We start from the raw sequence: 10,147 nt of genomic DNA on the forward strand, positions 1-10,147 counted from the left end.
CGACAACGTTGTCATAGTGCTCGGATTTCACAGCACTGCTGCCCGGTTGTCAATGGTCTGAACGATGCCGGTGCCAATCCCCTTGCTACGTATGGAGTATCTGCTGTCCGGAACAGGACAGGTTCCGCCATGATCCTTGACTGCCTCGTCATCGGGTAACGAAAGTGACCCGGGACGACAAGGTTGTCAGGGAGGCGCGAGCAATGAGGCTTTCGCGGGTGGGAACCGGGCTGGCGCTGGCCGCCGCCCTCGTGGTTTCCTCGGTCATGCCCAGCGTGCAGGCGGCCGCCGCACCGGCGCAGGATCTGGCGAAATGGGTCAACCCGTTCGTCGGGACCAGGCCGGGCGGAGCGGATCAGGGCACCGGCGGCGGAGCCGGGAACACGTTCCCGGGCGCGGTGGTGCCGTTCGGGATGGTGCAGTGGAGCCCGGACACGGTCACCGAACAGCACGGCGGCTACTACTACGACAGCACGGCCCTCAAGGGCTTCAGCCTGACGCACCTCTCCGGTGCGGGCTGCGACACCTACGAGGACATCCCATTCGTTCCTTACGCCGGTGAGGTCACCACCTCCCCGGCCACCGACCCCGGCCACTACACCCTGCCCTTCTCGCATGCGAACGAGCAGGCCACGGCCGGGCAGTACGACGTGAAGCTGGACAGTGGCGTGCAGGTACAGCTGAGCGCGACCCAGCGCACCGGCTCCGGCCGGTTCAGCTACCCGCAGAACAGCCCCTCGACCCTGCTGATCAACAGCTCCGGCTCGATCATGGGCACCGACGACGCGCAGATCACGATCGGCAAGGACAGCGTCAGCGGCTGGGCTTCCAGCGGCCGCTTCTGCGGCACCGACTCGCACTACCGCGTGTACTTCTACGCGAAGTTCGACACCCCGTTCGCCTCCATCGGCACCTGGCGCAACGGCACGGTCACGCCGAACAAGGCCACCGAGAACGGCGGCGCGCAGGCCAAGGTCGCTCCGCAGCCGGAGGTGGCGCGCTCGCAGTCGGCGAAGCCCACCGACACGACCGTCAGCGGCCCCGGCAGTGGTGGTTACGTCACCTTCGCGCCGGGCGCGCAGGTGAACGTCCAAGTGGGAGTGTCCTTTGTGTCCATTGACGGCGCGCAGGGCAACCTGAAGGCGGAGAACAACCACCGGTCCTTCGAGGACGTGGCGGCCGGGGCGCGCAAGGCGTGGAACGACCGGCTGAACCAGATCGCGGTCGAGGGCGGCTCCGACGCGGACAAGACCACCTTCTACACCTCGCTGTACCACTCGCTGATCCAGCCCAACGTGTTCTCCGACGCCGACGGTTCCTACACCGGGTTCGACGGCCGGGTGCACAAGGCCGACAAGGGCCATGCGATGTACACGAACTTCTCCGGCTGGGACATCTACCGGTCCGAGATCCAGCTGCTGTCGATGCTGGCGCCGAAGGAGACTTCGGACATGGCGCGCTCGATGATCGCCTACGCGCAACAGGGCGGCAGCTGGGACCGCTGGACGGTGGCGAACGACTACACCGGCGTGATGAACGGCGATCCGTACCACATCATCGTGTCCACCGCGTATGCCTTCGGTGCCAAGGACTTCGACGCGAACAACGCGCTGCTGTCGATGATCCGCGGCGCGACACAGCCGACCACGCAAGGATATGTGGAACGGCCGGGGCTGGCGGACTACCTGAAGCTCGGCTACGTGCCCGGCGCCGGCGCGGACACCTTGGAATACACCAGCGCGGACTTCTCCATCGCACAGCTCGCGCGCAGGCTCGGTGACACGTCGACGTACCAGACATTCACCGATCGCGCGCAGAACTGGCAGAACCTGTACAACCCGGCGAGCGGTTACCTTCAGCCGCGCCAGGCCGACGGGACCTTCGCCGAGCCGTACAACCCGGGCAGTTCCTCGGGCTGGGTCGAGGGCAACGGCGCGCAGTACACCTGGATGGTGCCCTACGACGTGGCCGGACTGATCACCGCGCTCGGCGGGAACCAGGCAGTCCAGTCGCGTTTGGACGAGTTCTTCACCGAGCTGAACGCGGGGACCCAGGACCCGCACGCGTTCCTGGGCAACGAACCGAACGCGAACTCCCCGTGGCTGTACGACTTCGCGGGCGCTCCCTACAAGACGCAGTCGGTCGTGCGCAGGGCGATGACCGAGCTGTACAACCCGGACCCGGAGGGCCTCGTCGGCAACGACGACCTCGGCCAGATGTCCTCCTGGTACGTGTGGTCGGCGCTGGGCATGTACCCGGAGATCCCGGGTCGTGCCGAGCTCGTGCTCGGTTCTCCCTTGTTCAGCAAGACGGTCATCACCACCGGAGCCGGAAAGACCATCACCGTCAACGGTTCCGGCGCGGGCCAGTACGTCACCGGGCTCAAGGTCAACGGCGCGAGCACGACCAAGCCGTGGCTGCCGGAGTCCTTCGTCGCGAACGGCGGCACCCTCGACTACACGCTGTCCGGCACGCCGGACACGTCGTGGGGGAGCGCGCCCGCGGATGCCCCGCCGTCGTTCCGCGATGGTGAGACGCCAGCACTGTCCTTTGTGGATCCTGCGAGCGTGGTCGTGCCGTCGGGTGGCAGTGGGACGACCACGATCGGGGCACAGGACCTCTCGGGCACGACGCGGACGTGGCACTGGAGCGCCGCGCCGCCGGCCGGGGTCACGCTGACCCCGTCATCCGGTGACATCGCGGTGCCCGCCGGCACGAAGGCGAGCGTGGACGTGACGGTCGATGTCGCGAGCGGAACGGCAGACGGGCGCTACCAGGTGCCTGTGACGCTCACCGCATCCGGGCAGCCGACGCTCACCGCCACCCTCGGCGTTCTCGTTGCGCAGCCCGGAAGTTGGCTGGCCACCGTGAACAACGCCGGGATCTCACCGGACGCCAAGCCTGGCGCGGCGAACTTCGACGGGGTGGGCTTCAGCTACTCCGCGGACGCGTTGGCGGCGGCGGGCGCGCAAGCCGGCGGCACGGTGACAGCCGACGGCCTGTCCTACACCTGGCCGGACTATCCGGCCGGTGATCCGGACAACGTGGTCGCACAAGGGCAAACCGTCAACGTTTCCGGCAGCGGGCGGCTCGCGTTCCTCGGCGCCGCGGCGAACGGCAACGCCTCCGGCACGGTGACCATCACCTACACCGACGGCAGCACCAGCGCGGCGCAGCTCGGGTTCTCCGACTGGACGCTCGGCGCCGGGGCCCAGCAGCCCGCCTTCGGGAACCGGACGGTGCTGACCACGCCGTACCGCAACAGCACCGGCGGGGACCGGCAACAGATCAACACCTATGTGTTCGCGAGCGCACCGATCACTTTGGACAGTGGGAAACAGGTCGCGAGCGTGACGCTGCCCTCGTCGATATCCGGTGGGGCGCTGCACGTCTTCGCGATCGCAACGGGCGCTTAGCGCGGGAGTCCGTTGTGGAGCTGCCGCTACGGTGCGCGGCGGATCGGTGACTCGTCGGGGGTCGTGAGAATGATCACGACCCCCGATGTTCCCGTGAGCACGGTCACGGCGCACACTGGTACGGAAACGTCCGACAGCGTGGTTGACGTCGAATGGGTCAGGACCATTCGGCAACCGGTGTCGGACTTTTCTGTGTGTATGAACCGATAAGGGAGGACGTCGTGTCCAGCAAGGCCGCTCTCATTTTCCGCGTGGCCGCAGTCGCCGAGGCATTTTCCTGGGCGGGTTTGCTGATCGGGATGATTCTGAAGTACGGCTTCCATACCTCCCACGAGGGTGGCGTCCCGGTGCTCGGCATGGTGCACGGAGTCATCTTCGTGCTGTACGTCATCACCTCCCTGTCCGTGTTCAAGCCGCTGGGCTGGCGGCCGAAGACCCTGGTGCTGGCGCTGCTCGCGAGCGTCCCGCCGCTGTTCACCTGGTGGTTCGAGACCTGGGCCCTGCGCACCGGCAAGCTCGACGGCCCGCAGCGGCTGACCTACGGCGGTACCGGCCTTTTCGCCCGGACCCCGATCTCCGCCTGAAAGATCTGTAGTGAAACCGCTTGCGTGGCGGTGCGGGTAGCGGAACCTCAGACGGTCCCTCGCTGTGGGATCGCCTCCTCATGAATGCCGATTCACCACGGTCGGCGCTGTCCTCGCGAGGAACCGTCTGAGAACCCGCGGCGGTGCGAGTTGCTTGCCCACGGCAAGCAGCTCCGCCGCTTCGAAAAGCGGCTCAGTCGACGAAGTCGCCGGTGGCCTTCCGGATCTTCGTGAGCAGTTCGGTGAGCTGCGTGGTCTGGTTACCGGTCAGCCCGACGAGCCCGAAGTCGATCGACGTCACGGCCTTGGTCGCCTCGACGTGGCGGGCGCGGCCGTCGTCGGTGATCTCCACGAGCGTCGTGCGGCGATCGGTGGGATGCGGCACGCGCTTGACGAGCCCGTCGCGCTCGAGCCGGTCCACGATGTTCGTGACACTTGTCGGGTGGAGTTGGAGCCGCTCGCCCATCACCCGCATCGGGAGGCTCGACCGCCGCGCGAACGTCAACAGCACCAGCGCTTCGTAGCGCGCGAACGTGAGCCCGTGTGGTTTCAGCGCGCCGTCCACGGCCGACTGGATGATCTGCTGCACTCGCATCAGCCCGGTGACCGCGGCCATCGTGCCGGACGGTCCGATCCGGTCCTCCCACAGCTGCGCGGCGCGGGCGATCGGGTCGAAGGGCAGTGGACGGCTCATGAAATGGCAAGCTACCAGCGGGTACCGGGTCCTTGGGGCAGGGTAGTGCCCGAACCGAACGGAAAACGTGAAAGGGGTTTGTCATGCTCGTCGCTTTCAGCGTCAGCCCGTCCGGCGGAGACCCGGACGCCGGGGTCAGCGAAGCCGTCTCGAAGGCGGTGCGGGTGGTCCGCGATTCGGGACTGCCCAACTCCACGAACGCCATGTTCACCAACGTCGAAGGCGAGTGGGACGAGGTGATGGATGTGGTCAAGCGCGCGGTCGAAGCCGCAGGTGAGGGCTCTGCCAGGGTGTCGCTCGTACTCAAGGCCGACATCCGCCCCGGCTACACCGGACAGCTGACCGCGAAGGTGGAGCGAGTAGAAGAACACCTCCGGTGAATCTTCCGGGCGCGCGTGCCAGGATGGACGCGTGACGAACCCACGCGGATCAGCAGCGAAGTCAGCAGCCATGTCCGCCGCGCTGTCCGGCGCGGTCGATCTGTCCGCGCTGAAGGCACGCGCGGACGCGGCACGCCAGCAACCGTCGTCGCCGTCCTCGCCGGGCGCGGCCGGTGGTGACGCGGTGGCGCTGGAGGTCACCGAGGCGAACTTCCAGCCAGATGTGGTGGAGCGCTCCCTCAACGAACTCGTCATCGTCGAGCTGACCTCGGCCCGGAGCCCGCAGGCGCAGCAGCTCAGCGTCACGCTGGACAGGCTGGCCGGCCAGGCCAACGGCGCCTGGGTGCTGGCCAGGGTCGATGTCGACACCAGCCCGCGGATCGCGCAGGTGTTCGGCGTGCAGGGCATCCCGACCGTGGTCGCGATCGCCGGCGGGCAGCCGGTGCACGCGTTCTCCGGGGTGCAGCCGGAGGCCGAGGTGCGGAGCTGGCTCGACGAACTGCTCGACGCACTGAAGGACAAACTGCCCGGGATCCAGGCCGCGCAACAGGGCGCCGAGCCGGTCGAGGAGCCGGAGGACCCGCGCTTCACCGAGGCCGAGGAAGCGTTCGAGCGGGGTGACTTCGCCGCCGCCGAGGCCGCGTACCAGCGCATTCTGGACGTGGAACCGGCGAATGAGCTGGCGAAGGCCGCGCTGGTGCAGGTCCGCTTCTCGGCGCGTGCCGCCGAGGCCGACCCGTCCGCCGTGGCCCGTGCCGACGCGTCCCCGGACGACCTCGACGCCCAGCTGGCCGCCGCCGATTTCGAGGTGGCGCAGAACCTGGTGGAGGACGCGTTCGACAGGCTGATCGCCACGGTGCGCCGTACTGCCGGTGACGACCGCAACCGGGTGCGGGAGCACCTGGTGGGCTTGTTCGACCTCTTCGACCCGGCGGACGACCGGGTGGCCAAGGCACGCCGGAACCTGGCCTCGGCGCTGTTCTGAGTCAACGAAGAACGCCACCCACATTCCGGTGTGGGTGGCGTTTCCGTTGTGCGGGCCTGTTGCAGGCTCAGCCGTACTGCTGCGTGCAGGGCGTGGAGCCCTGCAGATAACCCGTCCGCATCGCCTCGACGCGGGTGAAGCCGGCGTCCACGCGTTTCCCGTTGACGTCGGCCGCGACGAGGCTGTCGGGGCGGAGCAGGTCGGAGATCGCCTCGTCGAGGTCGCCCGCGGAGAGGCGCAGTTTCCCTCTCTTCGACGCGACCGCGGCCCAGGCGCCGACGAGACAAGCCGTCCGCAACCCCGCGTTCGCGTTGTCGATCGACGCGCCGACGCCCTTCTGGATGCCCAGCGTGTAGCGCGACGCGATTTCCGAGAACGCCGCGAAGTCGCCGTGACCGCCGCTGTCGTCGCCGTTCCACTCGGCCTCGGAGTCGACCGGTTTGCCCAGTGCCGCAAGGGCCGGCAGGTCGATGGTCACGCTGTTGTCGCCAGGGCAGTACGAAGCGGGCGGGGTGGCCGGGCCGCTGGGGCAGCTGCCGCCGTCGTCGGTGATCCGCGGGGCCGTGACATTCGCGCCCTGGAACGCGGCGTCGAGGCTTTCCTTCAGCGCGGCAACGGAATCGTCGTCGATGGTGGTGTCGCCGTTGCTCTTGTCCTTCTGGTCGAAGGGACGTTCGGTCAACCGGGGCTGGATGTTCTGCATGTTCAGCGCGGCGCAGTCCTTCGGGCCCTTCTCGAACCCGAGCTGGAAAGCGAAGATCCGGTCGAACGCGGTGCCGTGTGCCTGCTGGTCGGTGGCCGAGGTGCCCGCGCTGTCACGCACCAGGAACAATGACGACAGCGCGGAGTTCAGCCCTTCGGCGGTGGAGACGTTGAAGTACTGGCTCTTGCCCTCGGCCACCCAACGGTAGTAGCCGCCCGCGAAGCAGTCGGCCTGTTGCTCCTTGACGATCGTCGGGGTGGCCTTGGTGATGCCGGCCTGGTCCTTGAGCCGGTACTGCACCGCGTGCCCGAACTCGTGCGCCAGCACGGTGACCACCGACAGCGGGCCGAACTGCTGGATCATCGTGGGCAACAGCACACTGCGATCCCAGGCGACCGAATCGTCCGCACCGCAGTAGAAGGCGTTGACGTTCTTCTTCGTGTCGCCGCAGCCGTTCTCCTGGTTCGGGCCGTCGGACTCGTACGACAGCAGCGACTTCACCGGCTCGAACTGCACGCCGAAGTCCGCCGGCAGCTGCTCGCCCCAGTACGCCTCGACATCGGCGATCGTCGCGGTGGCGAGCTTGTCGGCCTCGTCGTCGCTGACGTTGGTCACGTCCAGGTTCGGGGCGGGGGCGTTCTGTTTGAGCCCGCTGTCGAAGTGCGTGATCGGCAGCCCGTCGACGGTGGCCGCCGCCGTGCTCGACTCGCTTTTCCCACCGCAGGCCACCAGGCCCAGCGCCAGCACTCCCGCGATTCCGGCGGCCCCCAGCCGTCGTGCTGCCCCTGCGCGCATCTCCACCGTTCCTTCATCACCTACGGACACGGGCACCTTACCGATATCGTCGGCTGTCATGAGAGCAATCCGTCGGTTCACCGTCCGCGCGAGCCTGCCGGACTCGCTGGCCGGGCTGCGGGAGTTGGCGACCAACCTGCGCTGGACCTGGCATCCGCCAACGCGAGACCTGTTCGCGTCCATGGACGACGAGTTGTTCCGGCGGGTGCGCGACCCGCTGCGGATGCTGCTCGCCGTCCCGTCGAGCAGGCTGGAGGAACTGGCCGCCGACGAGGACTTCCTGGCCAGAGCGAGCGCGGCGGCCGACGACCTGCGGCGCTATCTGACGGAGGACCGCTGGTACCAGGAGCACGAGGCCGCGGCCGACGCGCCCAAGAGCATTGCCTACTTCTGTATGGAGTTCGGCGTGCACGAGGCGCTGCCGAACTACTCCGGCGGCCTCGGCGTGCTCGCGGGCGATCACCTCAAGGCCGCGTCCGATCTCGGGGTGCCGGTGATCGGGGTCGGTCCGCTGTACCGGGCGGGCTACTTCCGGCAGGGGCTCTCGCTGGACGGCTGGCAGCTCGAGCACTACCCGGTGATCGACCCGAACGCGCTGCCGCTGGAACTGCTCATCGGCGAGAACGGCGAACCGGTGCTCGTGCACGTCGCGATGCCCGGCGGCCGCGACCTCTACGCGCAGGTTTGGCAGGCGCACGTGGGCCGCGTGCCGTTGCTGCTGCTGGACACCGACGTCGAAGCGAACGACGAGGACCTGCGCCGCGTCACCGACCGGCTCTACGGCGGGGACGCCGACCACCGCATCCGGCAGGAGATCCTGGCCGGCATCGGTGGTATGCGCGCGGTGCGGCGGTACTGCGAGCTGACCGGGCATCCGCAGCCGGAGGTGTTCCACACCAACGAAGGCCACGCCGGCTTCCTCGGCCTGGAGCGCGCGCGGGAGATCATCGGCGAGAACGGTCTCGGCTTCGACGAGGTGCTCTCGGCGGTCCGCGCCGGCACCGTGTTCACCACGCACACCCCGGTGCCCGCCGGGATCGACCGGTTCCCGGTGGATCTCGTGCAGCACTACTTCGGCGACGGCCGGTTGCTGCCCGGCCTCGACCTGCGGCGCATCCTCGCGCTCGGCGCCGAGGACAACCCCGGCATGTTCAACATGGCGCATATGGGCCTGCGGCTCGCCCAGCGGGCCAACGGGGTTTCCCAGCTGCACGGCCGGGTTTCGCGCCGGATGTTCGCCCGCCTGTGGTCCGGGTTCGACGAGGACGAGGTGCCGATCACGTCGGTGACCAACGGCGTGCACGGCCCGACGTGGGTGGCCCGCGAGCTGACGGCGTTACTCGGCGGCAAGCACAAGGAGTGGGGCCACAAAGGCCAGTTGCCCAGTACACAAGGGGTTTCGGACGAGGAACTGTGGGCGCTGCGCCGGGATCTGCGGCAGAAACTGGTCGCCGAAGTCCGCCGCCGGGTCCGCGATTCGTGGCTGCAGCGCGGCGCGTCGGCGCTGGAACTCGGTTGGATCAACACGGTTTTCGACCCGGACGTGCTCACGGTCGGCTTCGCCCGGCGCGTGCCCACGTACAAGCGGCTCACGCTGATGCTGCGCGATCCGGAGCGGTTGCGGGCACTGTTGCTGGACGACGACCGGCCGATCCAGGTGGTGGTCGCGGGCAAGTCGCATCCGGCCGACGAGGGCGGGAAGCAGCTGATCCAGCAGATCGTCCGGTTCGTCGACGATCCGGAAGTGCGCCGCCGCATGGTGTTCCTGCCCGACTACGACATGTCGATGGCGCGGTACCTCTACCGCGGTTGTGACGTCTGGCTGAACAACCCGACCCGGCCGCTGGAGGCGTGCGGCACGTCGGGGATGAAGTCGGCGCTCAACGGCGGGCTCAACCTGTCCATCCGGGACGGTTGGTGGGATGAGTGCTACGACGGCAGCAACGGCTGGGCGATTCCCACGGCCGACGGCATCCGCGACCCGCTCCGCCGGGACGAGCTCGAAGCGGCTGCGCTGTATGACTTGCTGGGGCAGCAGGTCGCGCCGTTGTTCTACGAGCGGGACGAGACCAACGTGCCCAAGGGCTGGATGTCGATGGTCTGGCACACCCTCGACACCCTCGGCCCGCGCGTACAGGCGTCGCGGATGGTGCGGGAGTACGTCGAAACCTGCTACCACCCGGCGGCACGCACGGTCGCCGCCGCCAGCCGGGATTCCTACGCGGGGGCGCGATCATTGTCGGAGTACCGGACGCGGATCGACACCCTGTGGCCGAAGGTGAAGATCTTCGACACCGAGATGACCGCCGAAACCCTGGAGGTGGGCAGCGAGGTGCACCTGCGCGCCCGGATCGACCTCGCCGGCCTCGATCCGTCCGAAGTGGACGTTCAGGCCGTCGTCGGCAGGGTCGAGGACACCGACGACCTACACGAGCCCACGGCGGTTCCCATGTCACCGGGCGGAATCGGCGAGTACGTCGCGGTCGTCCGCCTCCCGCAAGCAGGTTCGCTCGGCTACACGGTGCGCGTACTGCCGAAGCACCCACTCCTGGCGACACCAGCGGAACTGGGAAAGGTCGCGCTCGCCTGA

The 10,147-nt window shown here is 68.2% G+C and carries 7 protein-coding genes; 5 read left to right on the plus strand and 2 right to left on the minus strand.

Annotation, left to right across the window (positions count from 1 at the left end):
* Positions 1 to 203 precede the first annotated feature (203 nt).
* Together VHD82_RS07345 and VHD82_RS07350 are read left to right on the plus strand one after the other, a co-directional pair.
* The gene (locus tag VHD82_RS07345) at positions 204 to 3,416 is read left to right on the plus strand and encodes a GH92 family glycosyl hydrolase (protein ID WP_325698433.1); all 3,213 of its coding nucleotides are present in this window, start codon (positions 204 to 206) and stop codon (positions 3,414 to 3,416) included.
* Between the two features lie 221 nt (positions 3,417 to 3,637).
* The gene (locus tag VHD82_RS07350) at positions 3,638 to 4,000 is read left to right on the plus strand and encodes a DUF3817 domain-containing protein (protein ID WP_325698436.1); all 363 of its coding nucleotides are present in this window, start codon (positions 3,638 to 3,640) and stop codon (positions 3,998 to 4,000) included.
* Between the two features lie 193 nt (positions 4,001 to 4,193).
* On the opposite strand, the gene VHD82_RS07355 is transcribed toward VHD82_RS07350, so the two are convergent.
* Positions 4,194 to 4,694: a MarR family transcriptional regulator gene (locus VHD82_RS07355; RefSeq protein ID WP_325698439.1), complete on the minus strand. Its 501-nt coding sequence runs from the start codon at positions 4,692 to 4,694 to the stop codon at positions 4,194 to 4,196.
* A gap of 83 nt (positions 4,695 to 4,777) precedes the next feature.
* Between VHD82_RS07355 and VHD82_RS07360 the strand changes: the two genes are divergently transcribed.
* Together VHD82_RS07360 and VHD82_RS07365 are read left to right on the plus strand one after the other, a co-directional pair.
* Positions 4,778 to 5,074, plus strand: a complete 297-nt coding sequence (locus VHD82_RS07360) for a thiamine-binding protein (protein WP_325698442.1) — start codon at positions 4,778 to 4,780, stop codon at positions 5,072 to 5,074.
* 70 nt (positions 5,075 to 5,144) lie between these two features.
* Positions 5,145 to 6,059 (plus strand): tetratricopeptide repeat protein, encoded by a 915-nt coding sequence (locus VHD82_RS07365; protein ID WP_414637469.1) that lies wholly within the window; start codon positions 5,145 to 5,147, stop codon positions 6,057 to 6,059.
* A gap of 67 nt (positions 6,060 to 6,126) precedes the next feature.
* Here the strand turns inward: VHD82_RS07365 and VHD82_RS07370 are convergent, their stop codons facing one another.
* Positions 6,127 to 7,557, minus strand: coding sequence for a neutral zinc metallopeptidase (locus VHD82_RS07370; protein ID WP_325698448.1), 1,431 nt, complete (start codon positions 7,555 to 7,557; stop codon positions 6,127 to 6,129).
* Positions 7,558 to 7,615: 58 nt separating this feature from the next.
* On the opposite strand from VHD82_RS07370, the gene glgP reads away from it, so the two are divergent.
* Entirely contained in the window at positions 7,616 to 10,147 is a 2,532-nt protein-coding gene (gene glgP, locus VHD82_RS07375; protein WP_325698451.1) for an alpha-glucan family phosphorylase, read from the plus strand.

The sequence above is a fragment of the Amycolatopsis sp. genome (assembly GCF_035546795.1).
In the GTDB taxonomy this organism is placed as follows: domain Bacteria; phylum Actinomycetota; class Actinomycetes; order Mycobacteriales; family Pseudonocardiaceae; genus Amycolatopsis_E.